Origin of the sequence: Alterluteimonas muca (genome assembly GCF_021191595.1) — a bacterium.
GTDB lineage: Bacteria > Pseudomonadota > Gammaproteobacteria > Xanthomonadales > Xanthomonadaceae > Luteimonas > Luteimonas muca.
This window is the reverse complement of the sequence record NZ_JAIWPS010000006.1, coordinates 137,476-158,204: the sequence shown is the minus strand read 5'-3', so window position 1 is coordinate 158,204 and position 20,729 is coordinate 137,476. Positions and strand designations below refer to the sequence as shown.

The following is a 20,729-nucleotide window of genomic DNA, read 5'->3' as shown; positions in this document are numbered from 1 at the left end:
CGCGTCACCGGCCTGGTGGCAGAGTGGTTATGCAGCGGACTGCAAATCCGCGTACGCCGGTTCAATTCCGACCCAGGCCTCCAGATCAACAGGCGCCGGCCAAGGCCGTCAGCCCCGCTTCCAGCGCTGCGCAACACGCAGCGCGAAGTCGCCGCAGAGACCCGCGCAAGCGGGTCTTCTGCGTTGTGGGATTCGCGCATGGGCGAGACGTCCTGCACCGCTGCGGATGGTCGTCATCGGGCGGATGCTGCTGGGGATGCCGCGGATTTAGCGGATGTAGCGGACGCGTGCGACCCTTCGCATCGAAGCGGTATCGAGTCCTGCATCGCGCGCTTCCGCTGCCGGTCGCGCTCAGGCACCCTATGCGCGCCTGCCCGGATGGCGAAACTGGTAGACGCAGCGGACTTAAAATCCGCCAGCCGCGAGGCTTTCCGGGTTCGATTCCCGGTCCGGGCACCATCCTCCAAGAGGCGATCCCTTGACCGCACCGCCCGATCCCACCCAGGCCCGCATCGGCATCATCGGCCTCGGGTACGTGGGCCTGCCGCTGGCGGCGGCATTCGGGCGCAGCCACGACACCGTCGGCTTCGACATCGATATGCAGCGCGTCGACGAACTGCGTGCGGGGTTCGACCGAACGCGTGAAACGCAGGCCGACGAACTCGCGGACGCGGTGCACCTGCGCTATACCGCGAACCCCGGCGATCTCGGCGATCGCAACGTCTATATCGTCACCGTGCCGACGCCGATCGACGCGCTGCAGCGGCCGGACCTGCGCCCGCTGCAGGATGCGAGCGCGCTGCTGTCGAAGCTCATCGCGCCCGGCGACCTGGTGATCTACGAGTCGACCGTCTACCCGGGCACCACCGAGGAGATCTGCGTGCCGATCCTCGAGGCGGGCTCGGGACTGCGCTTCAACGTCGACTTCTTCTGCGGCTACAGCCCGGAGCGCATCAACCCGGGTGACCGCAGGCGGCGACTGGCGGACATCCCCAAGGTGACTGCGGGTTCGACGCCCGAGGTCGCCGCGGTGGTGGATGCGTTGTATGCCGGCATCGTGACCGCAGGCACCCATCGCGCACCGTCGTTGCGGGTGGCCGAGGCGGCGAAGGTGGTGGAGAACATCCAGCGCGACGTCAACATCGGCCTGATCAACGAACTGGCGATGATGTTCGACCGCCTCGGCATCGACACGCTCGACGTGCTCGAAGCCGCCGGCACCAAGTGGAACTTCCTGCCGTTCCGCCCGGGCCTAGTGGGCGGGCACTGCATCGGCGTCGACCCGTACTACCTCACACACAAGTCGGAATCGGTGGGCTACCACCCGGAACTCATCCTTGCCGCACGCGGCATCAACAACCGCGTCGGTGCGCACGTGGCGCTGCGGGTGGTCGGGCTGCTTGGACAGCGTGGCGTGCCCGCAGCCGGCGCGCGGGTGCTGGTGCTGGGCCTGACCTTCAAGGAGGACTGCCCGGACCTGCGCAACAGCCGCGTCATGGACGTGGTCGACGGACTGCGCACGGCCGGCGCCGACGTCGACGTGCACGACCCCTGGGCCGATGCCGACGAGGCGCGCCGCATGCACGGCATCGAACCGGTCGCCACGCCGGAGCCCGGCGGCTACGACGCCATCGTGCTCGCGGTCGCGCATGCGTTGTTCCGCGACTGGTCGCCCGACGCCGTGCGCGCGCTGGGAAGGCCCGATGCGGTGGTGTTCGACGTCAAGTCGGTGTGGCCGCGCGAACTGGTGGACGGGCGGCTCTAGCGCCAGGCGCCGTGCCGGTGCTGCGGCGCCAACGACAGTCGCGACTGCAGGGCGATGACATCGACGCCGTTAGACTGCGCCCATGGCTATCTCGATCTCTTCCGGCATCGGCCGCTATCTCCTGTGGTGGTCGACGATCGCGTTGACCATTGCAGGCGTCGGCCTGGGCATGGTGTGGCCGCAGTGGTGGTGGGGTGCGGCCATCGGCGCGGTGCTTGCGACCATCGGCACCGTGGATGTGCTGCAGAAGCGCAGCACCCTGCGCCGCAACTACCCGTTGCTTGCACATTTCCGTTACGGGCTGGAATCGATCGGCCCGGAGATGCGGCAGTACTTCATCGAGGGCGACACCGCCGAAGTGCCGTTCTCGCGCCAGCAGCGCGCGCTGGTCTACCAGCGCTCGAAGTCGGTCAGCGACGTACGTCCGTTCGGTTCGCAACACAGCGTGTACGCGGTGGACTTCGAGTGGATCAACCATTCGCTGCGACCGCTGCACCTGGAGGAGCACGACTTCCGCGTGGAAGTGGGGCCCGACTGCGCGCAACCGTATTCGGCCAGCGTGTTCAACATTTCGGGGATGAGTTTCGGTGCGTTGTCGGCCAATGCGATCCTCGCGCTCAACGCCGGGGCGAAGGCGGGCGGCTTCTGCCACGACACCGGCGAGGGCTCGATCTCGCGCCATCACCGCGTGCACGGTGGCGACCTGGTCTGGCAGATCGGCTCCGGCTACTTCGGCTGCCGCAATGCATCGGGGTTGTTCGATCCGAAGCGGTTCGCGGCCAACGCGCAGGATCCCCAGGTCAGGATGATCGAGCTCAAGCTGTCGCAGGGCGCCAAGCCCGGCAAGGGCGGGCTGCTGCCGGGCACCAAGGTGACGCGCGAGATCGCCGAGGCGCGCGGCGTGCTGGAGGGCGTGGACTGCATATCGCCCTCGCATCATTCCGCGTTCGATACGCCGGTGGGGCTGCTGGAGTTCATCGCCCGGCTGCGCGAACTGTCGGGCGGCAAGCCCACCGGTTTCAAGCTTGCGATCGGGCATCCATGGGAATGGTTCGGCATCGCCAAGGCGATGCTCGAGACCGGGATCGTGCCGGATTTCATCGTCGTCGACGGCGCCGAGGGCGGGACCGGCGCCGCGCCCGCGGAGTTCATCGACCACGTCGGCGTGCCGATGCACGAGGGGCTGATGCTGGTGCACAACACCCTGGTCGGCATCGGCCTGCGCAACCGCGTGCGGATCGCCGCCGCGGGGCGGGTGGTCAGCGCCTTCGACATCGCACGCACGCTGGCCATGGGTGCGGACTGGTGCAACTCCGGGCGCGGTTTCATGTTCTCGCTGGGCTGCATCCAGGCGCTGAGCTGTCACAACGACCAGTGCCCGACCGGCGTGGCCACCCAGGACCCGGCGCGCTGGAAACAGCTCGACGTCGCCGACAAGGCGCTGCGCGTGCAGCGCTACCACGAGAACACCCTGCGCGCGCTGCGCGACCTGGTGTCGGCCGCTGGCCTGTCGCATCCGGCCGAGATCTGCCCGGAACACATCCTGCGGCGGGTGTCGCCGACGCAGATCAGCTCGCTGTCGGCGCTCTACCGCTTCCTCCAGCCCGGCGAACTGCTGGACGGCGAACCGGAGCACGCGGTGTTCCGCACGTTCTGGGCAACGGCACGCAGCGACTCCTTTGCGCCACCGGGGCGGGTCGGGGTGCGGTGGCGCTGAGGGCGCTTCGGCCCTTCGAGCGCTACAGCACCTCCGACGCGTAGTCCGCCAGACGCGAGCGCTCGCCGCGGCGCAGGGTGATGTGCGCGCTGTGCGCCCAGGCCTTGAAGCGATCGACCGCGTAGGTGAGGCCCGACGTGGTCTCGGTGAGGTAGGGCGTGTCGATCTGCTCGACATTGCCCAGGCACACGATCTTGGTGCCGGGGCCTGCGCGGGTGATCAGCGTCTTCATCTGCTTGGGCGTCAGGTTCTGCGCCTCATCGAGGATCAGCCAGCGCGACAGGAAGGTGCGCCCGCGCATGAAGTTCATCGAACGGATCTTGATGCGGCTGGCGAGCAGGTCATTGGTGGCCTGGCGGCCCCAGCTGCCGCCTTCCTGGTTGTGGGTGAGCACTTCGAGGTTGTCGGTGAGCGCGCCCATCCACGGCGTCATCTTCTCCTCCTCGGTGCCGGGCAGGAAGCCGATGTCCTCGCCGACCGAGACCGTCGCGCGGGTCATGATGATCTCGCGGTAGCGCTGCTGGTCCATCACCTGCGCGAGGCCCGCGGCCAGTGCCAGCAGGGTCTTGCCGGTGCCGGCGGTGCCGAGCAGGGTGACGAAGTCGATGTCGGGGTCCATCAGCGCGTTGAGCGCGAAGTTCTGCTCGCGGTTGCGCGCGGTGATGCCCCACACGCCGTGCTGGCTGGTGCGGAAGTCGTCGACGATCTGCAGCACCGCACGGTCGCCTTCCACGCGGGTGACGCGGAATTCGGCGTCCTCGTCGCCGGGCAGGTAGAGGAACTGGTTCGGATGCCAGTCGTCATCCTCGTCCATGCGCACCTCGTACCAGGTGCGGCCGCGGTCGGTCCACGACTTCAGATCCTTGCCGTGGCGCTGCCAGAAGTCCTCGGGCAACGCTGTGGCGCCGGTGTAGAGCAGGCTGAAATCGTCGAGCGCGCGGTCGTTCTCGTAATCCTCGCTGGGGATGCCGGCGATCGCCGCCTTGATCCGCAGGTTGATGTCCTTGGAGATGAACACCACCGGGACTTCCGGGGTGTCCCGGCGCAGCTGCAGGATCGCGCCGAGGATACGGTTGTCCGGCGCGACGGCACCGAACGACGCCCTGTCCTCGCTGGGCACCGTGGTCTGGAAGCGCAGGCAGCCGCTGCTGGCGATGCCGCGCAGCTGCACCGCGCCCGGGCGGTTGAGGGTGAGCCCGGATGCGATGCGGTCGGCGCCCTGTTCCTCGATCAGCTCGTTGATGAAGCGGCTGACCTGGCGCGCGTTGCGGCTCGCCTCGGAGGTGCCCTTCTTGCCGTTGTCGAGCTCCTCGATGACCTGCATCGGCAGGTACACGTCGTGTTCCTCGAAGCGGAACAGGGCGGTCGGGTCGTGCATCAGCACGTTGGTGTCGAGCACGTAGATCCGCTTGCCCTTGGTCATCATCATCGACGGTGTCCGTATGGAGGGAGGGGTGTGGAACGCGCACGGCCGCAGGCCACCGCGGCCCGCGTAGCGGGGCGGTGACACGTGGCCGATGCGTGGGGAATCACTGGGAGCGGGCCGCCTGCAGGGCGTCGAGTACCGCCTGCGCATGGCCTGGCACGCGTACCTTGCGCCAGGCCGTGTGGAGGCGGCCACCGGGATCGACCAGGAAGGTGCTGCGCTCGATGCCGAGCACCTTGCGCCCGTACATGTTCTTCTCGCGGATCACGTCGAACGCGCGGCACAACGCCTCGTCGGGGTCGCTGACCAGTGGGAAGCGGAAGCCCTGTTTCGCGCAGAAGTTGTCGTGCGATCTTACCGAGTCACGCGACACGCCGAGGACGCTCGCGTCGAGCGCCTCGAACTGTGGCAGCAGCGCGTTGAAGTCGAGGCCCTCTGTGGTGCAACCGGGCGTCGAGTCCTTCGGGTAGAAATAGATCACCAGCCAGCGACCGGCGTAGTCGCCCAGGGTCGCATGGGTGCCGCCCGACAACGCCAGCGGCAGGTCGAGGGTGGTGCGGTCGAGCGTGTCGCCAGGCTTCATCCGGTATCCGTCGAGCGTGTCCATGCCGTCGTCAGAACTTCATCGGGTCCATGATCGCGTCCAGGTTCAGGTGGTCGCAGAATTCGAGGAAGTCGTCGCGCAGCGCGGCGATGTGCATGTCCGCCGGCACCCCGATGGTGACCTGCGCGGAGAACATGTCCGCGCCGGTCTGCATCGCACGGTAGCGCGAGGAGTGCAGGCTTTCGATGGTGATGCCCTGGCGGTCGAAAAAGTCCGCCAGCTGGAACAGGATGCCGGGCTTGTCGGCGGCGATGACCTCCACCACGTACGGCAGCAGGTTGGACTGCATCGGCTTCGGGCCGGTGCGGTACCAGACCAGCTTCAGGCCCTCGTCGCGGTCCAGCCGCGACAGCATCGCCTCGAGCTTGGCTACCGCATCCCAGGAACCGGTGGCCAGTGCCGTCACCGAGACGTCGCGGCCCACCGTGGACAGTCGCGCGTCGACCATGTTGCAGCCGCTGTCGGCGATCCGCCGGCTCACCGCAAGCAGCGGCGAGTTGGGGTGCGTCGTATAGGCGTTGATCAGCAGGTGGTTCTCGTTCGGCGCAGGCCGGGAGGCGGGATCTGGATCGGTCAAGGCGGCATCCGCGGCAGTCGGGTGGGGCGGTCCGGAAAGGCTCCGGACGCCGCGGCCAGCATACTTGCCGCTGCTTCCGGGCCGCAAGTAACATCGTCGATCTTCGCGGCGCGATGCCGTGCTTTTCCGCGGGTTTTGCCCGCACAACCGGATCACCTGACCTTGCGACCGACAGGCAGCATCACCGCGCTGGCAACCCCCTTCACCGCCACCGGCGAACTCGACCTCGACGCCTGGAAGCGGCTGCTCGCGCAACAGCTCGATGGCGGCACCCAGGGGTTCGTCGTGGCCGGATCCACCGGCGAGGCGGCGGCGCTCTACCACCCCGAGTTCGACCTGCTGGTGCGCACCGCGGTACAGCTGGTGGCCGGCCGGGTGCCGGTCATCGTCGGCACCGGCAACCCGGCCACCGCACGCACGATCGAGCAGACCCGGCGCGCGGCCGATCTGGGCGCCGACGCCGCGCTGGTGGTGACCCCCGCCTATGTACGTCCCACCCAGGCCGGTTTGCTGGCCCATTTCCGCGCGGTCGCCGACGATGGCGCACTGCCGGTGCTGCTTTACAACGTGCCGCCGCGCACCGGCTGCGACATGCTGCCGGAAACGGTTGCCGAACTCGCCGGGCATCCGGCGATCGTCGGGATCAAGGAGGCGGTGTCCACCCCCGAACGCATGCAGGCGCTGCTTGCACTGCGTGGCGACGGGTTCGTGGTGCTGAGCGGTGATGACCCGACGGCGGCACGGGCCATGCTGGCCGGGGCCGACGGCGTGATCTCGGTGGTGTCGAACATGGTGCCAGCGGCGTTCCGGCGCCTGTGCGATCTGGCCACCGGCGGCGACCGGACACAGGCGGACGCACTCGACGCGCAGCTGCAGACGCTCTACGCCTTCGCAGGCGTCGAGCCCAACCCGATTCCGGTCAAGGCGGTGCTGGCGCGGATGGGCATCGGCCACGGCCTGCGCCTGCCGCTGACCACGCTGTCGCCCGCGCACGCGGCCGCGGCCGATCGCGCGCTCGAGCTCGCGCAGGCGCTGGAACGCTCCAGCCGCGATACACTCGCGTCCTGACCTGCAGGAGACCCCGATGTCCCGTTCCGATACCCGCCTTCGTACCGCCGTTCTTGCCGGCCTGGCCATCGCGGTACTGGGCACTTCCGGTTGCAACTGGTTCCGCAAGGAAAACGCGATGTATGCGCAGGCCCCGGAAACCCGCCCGCTGGAAGTGCCGCCGGAACTCGACCGCCCGCGCACCGACGGCGCGATGCTGGTGCCGGAAGCGACGCAGTCGGTCAGCCGCTCCGAGATCGGCACCCAGCGCGCACCGGTGGCCAGCGCCACCGGCTTCAGCGTGACCGGTGAACGCGACCAGATCTTCACCCGCGTGGGCGAAGTGCTCAACACCATCGATGGCGTCACCATCGCCAGCAGCGCTCAGCTGCTCGGCACCTACGACATCAGCTACCAGGGCACCAGCTTCCTCGTGCGCGTGGCGATGACCGGCGACGGTGCGTACATCTCCGCAGTGGACCCGCGTGGCGTGCCGGCTTCGGGTGATGCGCCGACCCAGCTGATCACGCAGCTGCGCGCCGGCATGGGCCAGTGATGCAGGGGTAACGGCCCGGTGTGATCAACCTGCAACGGGCGCTTCGGCGCCCGTTTGCATTGGCACCTGGCCTGCCACGTTCAGTGGGCGTCGGTGGCAGGCGTTGGCGTGGGCGACGCCGGTGCCGAGAACGGGATCGTGTCCGGCGCCGTCGCGCCGCCTGAAATGATGAAGCTCATCGCCTGGTCGACCGTCCAGTCGGTGGGGGTGAGCTTTTCGACCGGCACGACCTCGAGATAGCCCGACGTGGGATTGGGCGTGGTCGGCACGTAGACCGCCGCCAGCTCGCGGCCGGTGCCGGCTTCGCGCATCACCCGGGTCACCAGGCCGATGGATTTCATCTGGTCGTGCGGGAAGTCGATCAGCACCACCCGCTGGGTGGTGCCCGGCTTGGTCTGCAGGATGTCGAGCAGCTTGCGCGAACTGCCGTAGATGATGCCGGCCAGGGGCACCCGGGCCACGAACCGTTCGAACACGCGCAGCAGGCTCTGGCCCACCACGCGGCGGGTCAGCCAGCCCACCACCAGGATCGCCAGCAGCGTCGCCATCGATGCGATGGCGTTCTGTACCCACAGCGCGCTGGCCCAGCCGGCCTCGTCGGGAAACCACGCCGCGATGCGCATCGACACCGGCGCCACCCACGGCAGGCTGATGTCGCTCAACAGCACGAAGACGAACTTCACCACCACCCAGGTCAGCCAGATCGGCAGCAGGGTGAGCAGGCCGGCAATGAACCACCGCTGCAGGCGGCGGTGGAACGGGATGGATTCGGACATGCGCGAAGTCTAGCGGCTGCGCGGACGCTTACCGCGTTGGCAACCGCGCTCAGGGCTCGCGGACGAGGCGGAAGCCGACGTCGTCGTAGCCGCGCCCGCCGTCGCGTGCGCGGCTGTCCTCGTCGCGTCGCCAGCTGCTGCCACGCACCTTGCGCCGTACGCAGTCGCCCTCGCAGTCGAGCAGCCATTCCGCCACCGCGCGCGAACCCGCTGCGGCTGCACTGCCGGACGCTTCCACGGTGGTGGGGAGGCGGTAACGGTGGCCGTTGCGCGCGCCCAGCCACTGCGCGAACGCCTGCGCGTCCTCCCAGGAGACGCAGACCACCGGGTCGGCCGTGCCCTGTTCGAAGCCGGGATCGGTCCAGTCACGGCGCGCGATCACCCGCAACACCGAGGCCCGCTCGCGGCAGAGGGTTGCAGGGCGGCCGGTGGCCTCGGCGAAGCGCGCGTAGTCGCTGCGGCTGATATGGCGGCGGGTCAGCGCATAGGCGCCGTCGCCGCTGCGCACCACCGTCATCCGTGCCGGATCGCCCGTCAGCACGCCGCCCACCGCCGGCACCGCCTCGGCCTGGCGGCGCAGGCGTTCGCGCGCGGCGGTGTCGAGGTTGGCGGGCGCGGCCAGCGCGACGGCCCTGCGCGCGGCATCACGATCGAAGCGTCTGGCAGCCGCCTCGATGCGTGTGGTGAGCGCGGCGGTGACGTCACGCTGCAGTTCGTTGGTGAGATCGTCGCCCGCAGGTCCCGTCGCCTGCACCAGCGTGGCGATGCGCTCGAACTGCGCACGCGCGTCGGCATCGTTGCCATTCTTCGTCGCGCGCAGCGCGTCGTTGGCGAGCGCTCGCACGAGCTGCGCGGACAGTTGCGGCAGCTCGAGATGGTCTGGCGCGATACGCGCGGCGGCAACCAGGCTGTCGTAGGCGTTGTCGCCGGCGGGCGACACCAGCCGTCGTTGCTGCAGCTGGCGTCGCGCGTCCTCCATCAGGGTGCTGGCTTCGGACTCCGGTGCCGCGCGCAGCAGGGCATCGTCGGGATTCTCGATCACTGCGGCGTCACCCGGGGCCACACTGTCGGTCGCCGGTTGCGGTTGCGATGCACGGAAGAAACCACGCGCGCTGTCGTCGCCATGGCGCAGGCCGAAGCCGAGGCCTGCCGCCAGCAGCAACGCGAGCACGATCCACGCCCCGCGCGGCAGTTCGCGCATGCGTGCCGCGCCGGCCGCCGCGGCATCACGCGGCGAGAAGCTGCGTTGCGGCCCGCGCGGGATGCGTTCCAGTGCAAGCAGCATGTCGCCCGCGTCGTGGTAACGCTTGAGCGGATACTTCGCCATCGAACGGTCGATGAACTTCTGCCAGTGACGCAGGTGCGGTGGCAGCCGCGGGATCGGATCCTGCGCATGCATCACCGCCATCGACAGCGCGTCCTGCGCCTCGAACGGCAGCCTGCCGGTGAGCATCTCCCAGGTCAGTACGCCCATGGCGTAGAGGTCGGCGCGATGGTCGACCTCCTCGCCGCGCGCCTGCTCCGGTGCCATGTAGGCGGTGCTGCCCAGCGCGAGCCCGGCACTGGTGACGCGACTGCCATAGCCGCGGCGCAGGGCGATGCCGAAATCGGCGAGCAGCGGGCGGTCGGCGTCGTCGAACAGCACGTTCTCGGCCTTGACGTCGCGGTGGATCACCCCGCGCGCATGCGCATAGGCCAGCGCCGACAGCAGCGCGCGCAGGATCTCGCGGATGCGTGCCTCGTCCCCGGCCAGGTCGCGCTGGCCGAGGTGGCCGCGGGTCATGTGCGGCATCACGAAGAACGGGCGGTCGTCGGCGGTGCGGCCGATCTGGTGGATGCCGACGATGTGCGGATGGTCGAGGCGGCCGATCGTTCGCGCCTCGTTCTCGAAGCGGCGGCGGCTGACCTCGTCGCCGAGGGCCTCCGGGCGCATCACCTTGATGGCGACGTCGCGGCCCAGCGATTCCTGCCGCGCGAGATACACGGTCGACATGCCGCCGTCGGCAATCCTGCGCAGCACCCGGTAGCCGGCAACCTCCGGCAACGGCGTTGCCGCGTCGTGGAATGTGGACCGGTCCTGCATGCCGCCCCCTGTCAGGCCCGCAGCATAGCCACGCCGGCCATGGTTGTGGTGAATCGCGTGGCGTGCGGTCGCCGCCACCCGCGGTTGCAGCGGAGATCCGGCGCAGGCACATGCCGCATCGTGCGGGTCACGCCTGGCGGCGGTCCTTCTTGCGGCGTACATAGATCTGCTTGCGCACGCGTGCGACCACGTCGCCGTCCGCATCCACGACGTCGGTCGAGAACCAGTGCAGGTACTTGTCGCCGCCGGCGGTCTGCGCGTGCATGGTGGCGAGCGTGGCCTCGTCGAGCACGAACTGCGCGCGCACGGTGCCGCGGCCGGGCTTGAGGAATTCGATCCCGCCGGCGCGGTCCCAGACGTAGTGATCGCGGCCGATCGCTTCCTTGACCAGAAGCATCCAGAACGGATCGGTCATTGCGAACAGGCTTCCGCCGAAATGGGTGCCCACGTAGTTGCGGTTCCACGGCCGCATGCGCAGCGCCACCCGGGCGCTGCGCCAGTCGCGTGCGATGTGTTCGACGCGGATCCCCGTGCACAGGAACGGCGGCCACAGGTTCATCAGCAGGCGCAGTCGATCGGCCGTCATCTCGTCACGGAAGGGCAGGGCGCGACATTCTGCCATACGCGCAAGTACGGTTGCGGCCCGTCACCGGCGCCGCGCGTCGGTCAGAACAGCAGCGAAGCCATGCGGCGGCGGTAGCGGCCCACCAGTTCGGCGTCCTCGACCACGCGGAAGGCGTCGATCAGGCTGCGGCGCGGCAGGCCGTCGTCGTAGTCGCGGTCCAGGCGCAGCATCTCGATGAAGTGCTGCAGGCCGGCCTCCGGATTGCCTTCGACGATCTCGCGCACGCCGAGCAGGTGGTGCGCGCGGAGGTCCGCAGGGTCCGCGGCGATCGCCTGCTCGAGTTCGGCACGCGACGGTGCACCGTTCAGCAGCGCGGCAAAGCCCAGCCGCGCACGCGCCTGCACGCTGCGGTCGTCGGTGGCCAGCGCGGCCGGCAGCGAATCGAGCAGCCGCCGGGCCTCGTCGGTCTCGCCGGTGCGCAGCAGTGCCAGGGCAAGGTCGAGGCGCAGCTCATCCTTGTCGGGCTCGGCGGCAGCCGCCTCGCGCAGGCGGGCGACCTCCGCTGCCGGATCGAGCGGCGCCTCCGCACCCGGTGCCTCCACTGCCGCGGCCGGCTGGATGCCGTGGCGGGCAAGGAGCTCGCGCAGCTGGCCTTCCGGCACCGCACCGGGAAAGCCGTCGACCGGCTGCCCGCCGACCAGCAGGAACACGGTAGGCACCGAGCGGATCTGGAATGCCGCGGCGATCTGCTGTTCGCGGTCCACGTCCACCTTGGCCAGCAGGAATGCGCCGTTGTACTCGGCCGCCAGTTTTTCCAGCACCGGGCCGAGCGTTTTGCACGGACCGCACCATTCCGCCCAGAAATCGAGCAGGACCGGGACCTCCATCGACTTCTGCAGCACATCGGTTTCGAAGTTGGCGACGGTGGCGTCGAAGACGTGGGCGGGCTGTGCGGTCATGCGGCTGTTCCTGGCGATCCGGGCCAAGGACAATGGTGCCGTTGCCGGCGGAATCCAAGTGCGACCCGGGTTTGGCCGGCATTCCCGCAGATCACCGGTGTTTTCGCATGCCTTCCGACCGTCGTCCGATGATCCCCCCACGGCTGCCCACCGCCTGCGCGGCGCTGGCCCTGCTGCTGGTGGCTGCGGCCATCGTGACCGGGACGCTGTGGTGGCCGGGGCTATCGCAGACCGGTCATCCGCTGGCCCTGCCGGGAGCGCGCGGGGTGCCCCGCGCAGCCGCGTACAACGCGCTGGCCTTCGTGCTGCCGGGCGTGCTGGCATGCCTGCTGGCGCTCTGGCGCTACAACGCGTTGGCGCCGGCCGCAGGCTGGGTCGCCCGGATCGGCGCACGGCTGTTGCTGGTGGCCGGTACCGCCTGGGCCGCGCAGGGCGTATTCGCGCTCGACCTGCGCGAACTCGACGGGCCCGCGGGATACCTGCACGCCGCGGCATGGACGTGCTGGTGGCTGGCCGCCGCGAGCGGGCTGGCGCTGCTCGGGTCCGGCGATCGTCGAGGGCGCCGGCTGGACTGGACCATCGCGACCCTGCTGGTGCTGCTGGCGTTGCTGCCGCACTGGCCGTGGCCTGCGGCATTGAGCCAGCGGCTGGCCGCGCTTGCCTGGTTCGGCGGCTGGCTGGCGTGGTCGCTCCGCGGGCGGCGCGTTTCAGGCCTGCGCTGAGGCGTGCAGCACCCGGTCGCGGCCTTGGGCCTTGGCGCGGTACAGCGCGGCATCGGCGATTTCCAGCAGCAGGCCGGCGTCGGCGCTGTCGTGGGGCGCGGTGGCGATACCGATGGACATGGTGACCGGCCCCAGCGGCCTGTCCATGTGGCGGATGGTCAACGATGACATCGCCCGGCAGATCTCCTTGCCGCGCAGGATCGCGGACGCGGCATCGGTTTCCGGCAGCACGATGGTGAATTCCTCGCCGCCATAGCGGCATGCGAGGTCCTCGGCGCGCACCAGCGACTGCAGGATGCGTCCGACATGCGCGAGCACCGCGTCGCCCGCGGCGTGGCCGTGCCGGTCGTTGAAGCGCTTGAAGTGGTCGATGTCGATCATCATCAGCGACAGCGGCAGGCGCCGGCGTTCGCAGCGCAGCATCTCGCGGACCAGGTTCTCCTCCAGATAGCGGCGGTTGAACAGGCCGGTGAGGGGGTCGCGATCGACTGCAGGCGCAGCGTTTCGCGCAGCTGCAGGTTGGCGATCGCCATGCCCATCTGCTCGGCGATCGCGATGATGATGGGGGCGTCGTTGTCCTCGACACCGTCGCTGGTGCGGCCACTGACGTGCAGCAGGCCGAGCGACGCGCCCTGGGCGACCAGCGGCACGCACAGGCTGGAGACGCCCTCGACCGGCGTATCGGGGTCGATATGTTCGCAGCGCAGGCCGCCGCTGCGGCCGCGGGTGTAGTGCGGCTGGCCGCGGCGCAACGCCCAGCACTGCTCGTGCATGATCACGTCGCCGCTGCTGATCACCTGGTTGCCGAAGCTGGCCGCGCTCTCGAGGAAGTTCTGCGAGGTCCTGGACAGGTAGCAGCGGCCGCTGGAGCCGGGTACCAGGTCCTGCACCGTGCGCATGGTCAGTGACATCAGTTCCTCGCGGCTCTGGCAGCTCTGCAGCAGCCCCGCGTAGACGCTCTGCGTGCGCCGCTGTTCGGCCAGGGTGTCGCGCAACACCAGCGCATGCTGCAGTTCCGACACCGCATGCCGGGCCTCGCGCTCGAGCTGCCGGCTGCGCCTGTTCTCGCGCGCCAGGCCGACCAGCAGCATGCCCAGCAGGATCAGGGCGATCGTCATCGCCAGCACGATGAAGAGCACCAGGGTCGTCGCCTCGCGTTCGCTGCGCTCGCGCCGCTGCTGCAGCAGCATCTGTTCGACGGCGTGCATTTCCTGGCTGAGCGCGGTGAGTTCCGCGACGCGGCGCAGGTTCACCCCCGCATCGCGTCGGCGCACGTCGGCGTCGGTGGCGTCGAGCGACTCGACGTCGAGCAGCACCTGCATCGCCGCCATGTGGCTGGCGATCGCTCCGGCGAGCGTGCGCGCGCGCGCCTGCTGCTGCGGGTTGTCGGCGGTCAGTTCCACGAGCTGGTCACCGAGCCGGTCGGCCCGTGCCATTGCCGCGAAGGCCTGCGGGCGGTACTCGGCCACGCTGGTGTTGCGGAATCCGCGCGCGTTCGCCTCTGCCGCGCGCACGGCCGCATCGGTGGCCTCGATCAGGTTGATCACCCGATAGCTGTGTTCGAGCGAGTTGCCGGCGGCCTGGAAGCTGCGCACACCCATCACCGCGGCGATGCCCGCGCCCAGCAGCAGCACCAATGCGATCGCCACCGCGGGGATGCGCAGGCGTCGGGTGCGGGAGGGGGGTACGGACATCGGCATAGTCTAGCCAGATGGACGATCCGCCCCGGCCCGGGCCGCCGCGGCGCCTTCGTGGCGGTGCCGGGGGGCGTAGGGTAGGCTTGCGGGCTCCCCGCAATGTCCCTTCCTGCCGTGTCCGAAGCCCAGTCCGAGTCCCGTCCGTACGACCCCGCGGCCGTCGAAGCCGCCGCCCAGCAGTACTGGGACAGCACCCGGGCCTTCGAGGTCCGCGAGGATGACAGCCGGCCGAAGTACTACTGCCTGTCGATGCTGCCGTACCCGTCGGGGGCGCTGCACATGGGCCACGTGCGCAACTACACGATCGGCGACGTCATCAGCCGCTACCAGCGCATGACCGGCAGGAACGTGCTGCAGCCGATGGGCTGGGACGCGTTCGGCCTGCCGGCCGAGAACGCCGCGATCAGGAACAGCACGGCGCCGGCGAAGTGGACCTACGCCAATATCGAGCACATGCGCGGGCAGCTGAAGTCGCTGGGCTACGCGCTCGACTGGTCGCGCGAGTTCGCCACCTGCCAGCCGGACTACTACGTGCACGAACAGCGCATGTTCGTGCGCCTGATGAAGAAGGGCCTGGCCTACCGCCGCAACGCGGTGGTGAACTGGGATCCGGTCGACCAGACCGTGCTGGCCAACGAGCAGGTCGTCGACGGCCGTGGCTGGCGTTCCGGCGCGCTGGTGGAGAAGCGCGAGATCCCGCAGTGGTTCCTCAAGATCACCGACTACGCGCAGGAACTGCTCGACGGCCTCGACGCGCTGCCGGGCTGGCCGGATCCGGTCAAGACCATGCAGCGCAACTGGATCGGCCGCAGCGAGGGCCTGGAAATCGGCTTCCGCGTCGATGGCGAGGCCGAGCCGCTGATGGTCTACACCACGCGGCCCGACACGCTGATGGGCGTCACCTTCATCTCGATCGCCGGCGAACATCCGCTGGCGCAGAAGGCCGCGGCGGCGAACCCGGAACTCGCGGCCTTCATCGCCGAACTCAAGCGCGGTGGCGTGTCCGAGGCCGAGATCGAGACGCAGGAAAAGCGCGGCATGGCCACCGGGCAGTGGGCGATCCACCCGCTCACCGGCGAGGACGTGCCGATCTACGTGGCGAATTTCGTGCTGATGGGCTACGGCACCGGGGCGGTCATGGCGGTGCCCGCGCACGACCAGCGCGACTGGGAATTCGCCCGCGCCTACGGGCTGCCGGTGCGCCCGGTGATCGTGCCGGCCGCTGTGCGCGATGCGCTGGATGAAGTGGTCGGCGACGTGGCGGTGGATGCCGATCCGTTCCAGGCCGCGCTGGCCGGCGGCTCGGTCGATGCCTACGACACCTCGGTCGCGGTGCGGGTGGTGCGCGAGTACCTCGACGCCATCGAGCAGCAGGGCGCGTATACCGAGCGCGGCACGCTGATCAATTCCGGCGAATACAACGGAATGGACTACGACGCCGCGTTCGCCGCACTGGCCGCGCGCCTCGAAGCGGACGGCAGCGGTCGCCGCAAGGTCAATTTCCGCTTGCGCGACTGGGGCGTCAGCCGCCAGCGCTACTGGGGCTGCCCGATCCCGGTGATCTACTGCCAGGCCTGCGGTGCGGTGCCGGTGCCCGAGGACCAGCTGCCGGTGCTGCTACCCGAGGACGTGGCGTTCTCCGGCGTGCAGTCGCCGATCAAGGCCGATCCGGAGTGGCGCAGGACCACCTGCCCGCAGTGCGGGGCGGCCGCCGAGCGCGAGACCGACACCTTCGACACCTTCATGGAGTCGAGCTGGTACTACGCGCGCTACACCTCGCCGGGCGCCGCCGACATGGTCGATGCGCGCGCGAAGTACTGGACGCCGGTCGACCAGTACATCGGTGGCGTCGAGCACGCGATCCTGCACCTGCTGTATTTCCGCTTCTACCACAAGCTGTTGCGCGACCAGGGCCTGGTGGACAGCGACGAACCCGCGGTGAACCTGCTCACGCAGGGCATGGTGATCGCGGAAACCTACTACCGCGACAACGCCGGCGGCTCGAAGGACTGGATCAACCCCGCCGACGTGGATGTCGAGCGCGACGAGCGCGGCCGCATCACCGGCGCGCGCCTGAAGGCCGACGGCCAGCCGGTGTCGATCGGCGGGGTCGAGAAGATGTCGAAGTCGAAGAACAACGGCGTCGACCCGCGCGCGATGGTCGACCGCTACGGTGCCGATACCGTGCGGCTGTTCTCGATGTTCGCCGCGCCGCCGACGCTGTCGCTGGAGTGGAACGAGGCGGGCGTCGAGGGAATGTCGCGCTTCCTGCGCCGCCTGTGGAGCCAGGTGGAGCGACATGCCGCCGCCGGCCTGGCGCCGGCGCTGGATGCATCGCAGCTCACCCCGGCGCAGAAGACCCTGCGCCGCCAGCTGCACGAGACCATCCAGAAGGTCGGCGACGACTATGGCCGCCGCCACAACTTCAACACCGCGATCGCCGCGGTGATCGAGCTGCTCAACCACGTTGCAAAGTTCAACGAGGACGGCGCCAGCGCGCGCGCGCTGCGCCAGGAAGTCTTCGAGGCGATGGTGCTGATGCTCAACCCGATCACGCCGCATGCCAGCCACGCGCTGTGGCAGCTGCTGGGCCACCCGCAGACGCTGCTGGAGGACCACGGCTTCCCGGTGGCCGACCCGCAGGCGCTGGCGCGCGACGCGGTGACCCTGGCGGTGCAGGTCAACGGCAAGCTGCGCGCCACGATCGAGGTCGCAGTGGACGCCGAGCGCCCCGCGATCGAGGCCGCGGCGCTCGACGAACCCGGCGTGTCGCGCTTTCTCGACGGCATGCAGGTGCGCAGGATCATCATCGTTCCCGGCAAGATCGTGAACATCGTCGCCGGCTGACCACCGGCCTGCTCACGCTGCTCCCCGATTCCCGCTCCCGCCCCACACAGACTCCGGCCATGCGCAGATTCCTCCCGCTCGTCCTGCTTTCGACCCTGCTGCTCGGCGCCTGTGGTTTCCACCTGCGCAGTGCGCTGAGCCTGCCGCCGGACCTCGGCGCGGTCCGGGTGGTGACCCAGGACCCGTACAGCCCACTGCGTGACGGCCTCGAACTGGCACTGCGCCAGGCCGGTGCCGACATCGTGCCGCCGGCCACCGCCGACGTGGCGACGCTCGGCGTGCTGTCCGAGCGCTGGGCGGAGACCCCGCTGTCGGTCGACCAGTTCGGGCGCGCGCAGGAGTACTCGCTGCGCTACGCGGTGGTGTTCCGCCTGCGCGGTGCCGACGGTGCCGACCTGGTGCCGCAGCAGGCGATCGAACTCGCGCGCGACTACACCTCGGGCCCGACCGAGCTGATCGGCACCGAGAGCGAGCGCGAACTCCTCGGCCGCGAGATGCGCCGCGAGATGGTTGCCTCGATCGTGCGCCGCATCGACGGGGCCTCGCGGCAGCCGTAGGGCCGGGCGGGCGATGGAGCTGACCCCGGAACGTCTCGTCGCCCAGCTCGGGCAGGGGCCGCTGCGTCCGGTCTACCTGATCGCGGGTCCGGAAACGCTGCGCGTGCTCGAAGCCGCCGACGCGGTGCGCATCCGCGCGCGCGAGCAGGGCTACGCCGAACGCGAGGTCTTCGAGCCCGAAGGCCGCGACATCGACTGGAACGCGCTCGAGGCCACCCTGCGCGCGCCCAGCCTGTTCGCCGCACGCCGGGTGGTCGAGATCCGGCTGCCGACCACCAGGCCCGGCAAGGATGGCGCGAAGGTGATCAGCGAATTCTGCGAGGCCCCGCCCGACGACATCCTGCTGCTGGTGACCGGCGGCGAATGGAGCCGCCAGCACGGCGGCAAGTGGAGCGAGGCGATCGGCCGGGTCGGGCAGATCGCGGTGGCGTGGGGCGTCAAGCCGCACGAGATGCCGGACTGGATCGAACGCCGCCTGCGCAGCCGCGGGGTCAGCGCCGACCGCGATGCCGTGCAGCGGCTGGCGGACCGGGTCGAGGGCAACCTGCTGGCGGCCGCGCAGGAGATCGACAAGCTGGTCCTGCTGGCCGAGGGCACGACGCTCGACAGCGCACGGATGGACGACCTGGTCGCCGATGCGGCGCGCTTCGACGTGTTCCGGCTGGTGGATGCGGCGCTGTCCGGCCAGACCGCGCAGGCGGTGCGCATGCTCGCCGGCCTGCGCGCCGAAGGCGAGGCGGTGCCGGCGCTGATGGGCATGGTGGTGATGGAACTGCAGCGCGCGGCGGCACTTGCGCGGGTGCAGGCGCGCGGCGGCAACCTCAATGCGGAGTTCCGCGCGCAGCGGGTGTGGGACTCGAAGCAGGCGGTCTACACCCGCGCCCTGCAGCGGCATCCCGCACCGCGCTGGGACCAGTTCCTGGCCGCCGCCGGGCGCATCGACCGCATCGCCAAGGGGCGAGCGCCCGGCGATGCCTGGCAGGCGCTGGAGCGCCTGCTGGTGGCGGTGGCCGAGCCCCGCGCCGCGTCCCTGCTCGCATGACGCGCGCACTGCCCGATGTGGCTGCGGCCCGGCGCCGATGAGCGCGTATCCGGGAGCCGGAGCGTTGGCGGGACGCCTGCGTGGGCGGGTGTCCGGCGCGCTGGCCCCGAGATGTCGGACACCCATGTCGATCCGCGTCGATCCGCGGCGAAAGTGCCTGCCGGGTCGATGACCCTCGCGGACGCCACCAAGCGCGCGCAGGAGGAGCCGGCGACCCTGCTGGTGCTCTACGGCGGCACCTTCGACCCGGTCCACAACGGACATCTCGCGGTGGCGCGTGCCGCACGCGACATGCTCGGCGTGCCCGTCCACCTGATGCCGGCTGCCGATCCGCCACACCGCGCCGCACCCGGTGCCGATGCGGCGACCCGCGCCGCGATGCTGGACCTGGCGCTGGCCGGGGAATCGGGGTTGCAGGTGGACCGCCGTGAACTGCAGCGCCCCGGACGCAGCTGGACCGTCGACACCCTCCGCGCGCTGCGGGAGACCGCGCCGCTGAGGCCGGTCGCGTTGCTGCTGGGGGCCGACGGCTTCCGTGGCCTGCCGCAGTGGAAGGAGTGGCAGGCGCTGTTCGCGCTCGCGCATCTCGTGGTCGCCGAGCGCGCGTGCGATCCGCTCGACCGGGATCTGCCGGCTGCGCTGGCCGACGCCGTCGCGGACCGCTGGACCGCGGACCCCGGCGACCTCCGGGCCACGCCCGCGGGGCGGGTGCTGCGGCTGCGCCAGCCGCTGAGTCCGGAATCGGCAACCGAGGTGCGCCGCCGGATCGCCCGTGGCGAGCCCTGGCAGGCGATGGTGCCGCCGGCGGTGGCTGCACGGATCACGACCGACGGCCTGTATGCACACGGTGGCGACGGCGGTGCGCCGTTATAATCCGGCGCAAATCCCAGAGTCCATCGCTTTGACCAGCCCTGCCCAAGTCATCAAGACCCGTCTTCCCGTCCCGCCGCCGTCCGTCGATGTCCTGCTCGAGCAGGTACGCGCGGCCACCGAAGAACTGAAGGCGCGCGACGTCGTCGAGCTCGACGTCCGCGGCAAGTCGAGCGTCTGCGACTACATGGTGGTGGCTTCGGGCACCTCCAGTCGCCACGTGAAATCCATCGCCGACGAGGTCGTGCGCTTCGCCAAGAAGCTCGACGTCCAGCCGCTGGGCGTGGAAGGCGAGCGCGAAGCCGAATGGGTGCTGGTGGACCTCGGCGACGTCGTCGTGCACGTCATGCTGCCGCGGGTGCGCGAGTTCTACGCCATCGAGCGTCTGTGGACGGTCGGCGACCAGCCACCCGACACCGGCGCCGCCGCGGGCTGATTGCGCGGTGAAGGCGCGCCTGGTCGCCGTGGGCGAGCGCGCCCCGGGCTGGGTCGCGGACGGGTTCGCCGAATACCGCAAGCGGCTGTCGTACTGGCTGCCGCTGGATCTGGTGGAGATCGAGCCCGGCCTGCGCGGCAAGGGCCGCGACGCCGTGCGTGCGCGGCAGGACGAGGGCGCGCGCGTGCTGGCGGCACTGCCGCGGCAGGCGCATGTGGTGGCGCTGGATGTCGAGGGTCGGGCGCACTCATCCGAAGACCTGGCGCGTCGCCTGGAGCACTGGCGCGGGCAGGGCCGCGACCTCGCGGTACTGATCGGTGGCCCGGAAGGGCACGCGCCGGAAGTGCTGGCGCGTGCCGACGAGCGCTGGTCGCTGGGGCCACTGACCCTGCCGCACATGCTGGTGCGGCTGGTGGCTGCCGAGCAGCTCTACCGCGCGGCGGCGATGCTGGCCAACCACCCCTACCACCGCGCGTAGCGCTG

20 protein-coding genes and 2 tRNA genes are annotated in these 20,729 nt (G+C 70.0%); 13 read left to right on the top strand and 9 right to left on the bottom strand.

The window, feature by feature from the left end; translation table 11 throughout:
• Positions 1-9 precede the first annotated feature (9 nt).
• The 4 genes from LDO11_RS09985 to LDO11_RS09970 all read left to right on the top strand — a co-directional run bounded on the left by LDO11_RS09985 (position 10) and on the right by LDO11_RS09970 (position 3,482).
• Positions 10-83, top strand: a tRNA-Cys gene (locus LDO11_RS09985).
• A 289-nt stretch (positions 84-372) separates the two neighbouring features.
• Positions 373-459: transfer RNA gene (locus LDO11_RS09980), tRNA-Leu, on the top strand.
• Positions 460-478: 19 nt separating this feature from the next.
• Entirely contained in the window at positions 479-1,765 is a 1,287-nt protein-coding gene (locus LDO11_RS09975) for a nucleotide sugar dehydrogenase (RefSeq protein ID WP_232141405.1), read from the top strand.
• Between the two features lie 82 nt (positions 1,766-1,847).
• Positions 1,848-3,482, top strand: coding sequence for an FMN-binding glutamate synthase family protein (locus tag LDO11_RS09970; protein WP_232141404.1), 1,635 nt, complete (start codon positions 1,848-1,850; stop codon positions 3,480-3,482).
• A 22-nt stretch (positions 3,483-3,504) separates the two neighbouring features.
• Here the strand turns inward: LDO11_RS09970 and LDO11_RS09965 are convergent, their stop codons facing one another.
• The 3 genes from LDO11_RS09965 to LDO11_RS09955 all read right to left on the bottom strand — a co-directional run bounded on the left by LDO11_RS09965 (position 3,505) and on the right by LDO11_RS09955 (position 6,089).
• Complete coding sequence (locus tag LDO11_RS09965; protein ID WP_232141436.1) at positions 3,505-4,905, bottom strand: PhoH family protein; 1,401 nt, start codon at positions 4,903-4,905, stop codon at positions 3,505-3,507.
• 106 nt (positions 4,906-5,011) lie between these two features.
• The gene (locus LDO11_RS09960; RefSeq protein WP_232141435.1) at positions 5,012-5,491 is read right to left on the bottom strand and encodes a peroxiredoxin; all 480 of its coding nucleotides are present in this window, start codon (positions 5,489-5,491) and stop codon (positions 5,012-5,014) included.
• Positions 5,492-5,522: 31 nt separating this feature from the next.
• Positions 5,523-6,089 (bottom strand): glycine cleavage system transcriptional repressor, encoded by a 567-nt coding sequence (locus LDO11_RS09955; RefSeq protein ID WP_129135539.1) that lies wholly within the window; start codon positions 6,087-6,089, stop codon positions 5,523-5,525.
• A gap of 162 nt (positions 6,090-6,251) precedes the next feature.
• Between LDO11_RS09955 and dapA the strand changes: the two genes are divergently transcribed.
• Together dapA and LDO11_RS09945 are read left to right on the top strand one after the other, a co-directional pair.
• Positions 6,252-7,157, top strand: a complete 906-nt coding sequence (dapA, locus tag LDO11_RS09950; RefSeq protein ID WP_232141403.1) for a 4-hydroxy-tetrahydrodipicolinate synthase — start codon at positions 6,252-6,254, stop codon at positions 7,155-7,157.
• 16 nt (positions 7,158-7,173) lie between these two features.
• On the top strand, positions 7,174-7,692 hold the full coding sequence (locus LDO11_RS09945; protein ID WP_232141402.1) for a hypothetical protein: 519 nt from the start codon (positions 7,174-7,176) through the stop codon (positions 7,690-7,692).
• 80 nt (positions 7,693-7,772) lie between these two features.
• Here LDO11_RS09945 and LDO11_RS09940 read toward each other — a convergent pair whose 3' ends face one another.
• The 4 genes from LDO11_RS09940 to trxA all read right to left on the bottom strand — a co-directional run bounded on the left by LDO11_RS09940 (position 7,773) and on the right by trxA (position 12,075).
• Positions 7,773-8,468, bottom strand: coding sequence for a DUF502 domain-containing protein (locus LDO11_RS09940; protein ID WP_232141401.1), 696 nt, complete (start codon positions 8,466-8,468; stop codon positions 7,773-7,775).
• Between the two features lie 49 nt (positions 8,469-8,517).
• On the bottom strand, positions 8,518-10,551 hold the full coding sequence (locus LDO11_RS09935; RefSeq protein ID WP_232141400.1) for a bifunctional serine/threonine-protein kinase/formylglycine-generating enzyme family protein: 2,034 nt from the start codon (positions 10,549-10,551) through the stop codon (positions 8,518-8,520).
• 127 nt (positions 10,552-10,678) lie between these two features.
• Positions 10,679-11,137: a DUF4442 domain-containing protein gene (locus LDO11_RS09930; RefSeq protein ID WP_129135544.1), complete on the bottom strand. Its 459-nt coding sequence runs from the start codon at positions 11,135-11,137 to the stop codon at positions 10,679-10,681.
• 80 nt (positions 11,138-11,217) lie between these two features.
• Positions 11,218-12,075, bottom strand: coding sequence for a thioredoxin (gene trxA, locus LDO11_RS09925; protein WP_232141399.1), 858 nt, complete (start codon positions 12,073-12,075; stop codon positions 11,218-11,220).
• A 107-nt stretch (positions 12,076-12,182) separates the two neighbouring features.
• Here trxA and LDO11_RS09920 point away from each other — a divergent pair, with 107 nt between their 5' ends.
• Entirely contained in the window at positions 12,183-12,797 is a 615-nt protein-coding gene (locus tag LDO11_RS09920) for a DUF998 domain-containing protein (protein ID WP_232141398.1), read from the top strand.
• On the opposite strand, the gene LDO11_RS09915 is transcribed toward LDO11_RS09920, so the two are convergent.
• Together LDO11_RS09915 and LDO11_RS09910 are read right to left on the bottom strand one after the other, a co-directional pair.
• A complete protein-coding gene (locus LDO11_RS09915) occupies positions 12,783-13,232 on the bottom strand; it encodes a GGDEF domain-containing protein (protein ID WP_232141434.1) in 450 nt (149 codons plus the stop codon). The genes LDO11_RS09920 and LDO11_RS09915 overlap by 15 nt on opposite strands.
• Entirely contained in the window at positions 13,181-14,491 is a 1,311-nt protein-coding gene (locus LDO11_RS09910) for a CHASE3 domain-containing protein (RefSeq protein WP_232141397.1), read from the bottom strand. Before LDO11_RS09910 ends, LDO11_RS09915 begins: the two co-directional genes overlap by 52 nt.
• A 102-nt stretch (positions 14,492-14,593) precedes the next feature.
• Here LDO11_RS09910 and leuS point away from each other — a divergent pair, with 102 nt between their 5' ends.
• The 6 genes from leuS to rlmH all read left to right on the top strand — a co-directional run bounded on the left by leuS (position 14,594) and on the right by rlmH (position 20,724).
• Positions 14,594-17,341 carry a leucine--tRNA ligase gene (gene leuS / locus LDO11_RS09905; RefSeq protein ID WP_232141396.1) on the top strand — a complete coding sequence of 916 codons (2,748 nt, stop codon included), beginning with the start codon at positions 14,594-14,596 and terminating at the stop codon, positions 17,339-17,341.
• Between the two features lie 59 nt (positions 17,342-17,400).
• Entirely contained in the window at positions 17,401-17,898 is a 498-nt protein-coding gene (locus LDO11_RS09900; protein ID WP_232141395.1) for an LPS-assembly lipoprotein LptE, read from the top strand.
• A gap of 13 nt (positions 17,899-17,911) precedes the next feature.
• Positions 17,912-18,940, top strand: coding sequence for a DNA polymerase III subunit delta (gene holA / locus LDO11_RS09895; protein ID WP_232141394.1), 1,029 nt, complete (start codon positions 17,912-17,914; stop codon positions 18,938-18,940).
• A gap of 168 nt (positions 18,941-19,108) precedes the next feature.
• On the top strand, positions 19,109-19,813 hold the full coding sequence (gene nadD / locus LDO11_RS09890) for a nicotinate-nucleotide adenylyltransferase (protein ID WP_232141433.1): 705 nt from the start codon (positions 19,109-19,111) through the stop codon (positions 19,811-19,813).
• Between the two features lie 28 nt (positions 19,814-19,841).
• On the top strand, positions 19,842-20,246 hold the full coding sequence (rsfS, locus tag LDO11_RS09885) for a ribosome silencing factor (protein WP_232141393.1): 405 nt from the start codon (positions 19,842-19,844) through the stop codon (positions 20,244-20,246).
• A gap of 7 nt (positions 20,247-20,253) precedes the next feature.
• Positions 20,254-20,724 (top strand): 23S rRNA (pseudouridine(1915)-N(3))-methyltransferase RlmH, encoded by a 471-nt coding sequence (rlmH, locus tag LDO11_RS09880; RefSeq protein WP_232141392.1) that lies wholly within the window; start codon positions 20,254-20,256, stop codon positions 20,722-20,724.
• Positions 20,725-20,729: the final 5 nt, after the last annotated feature.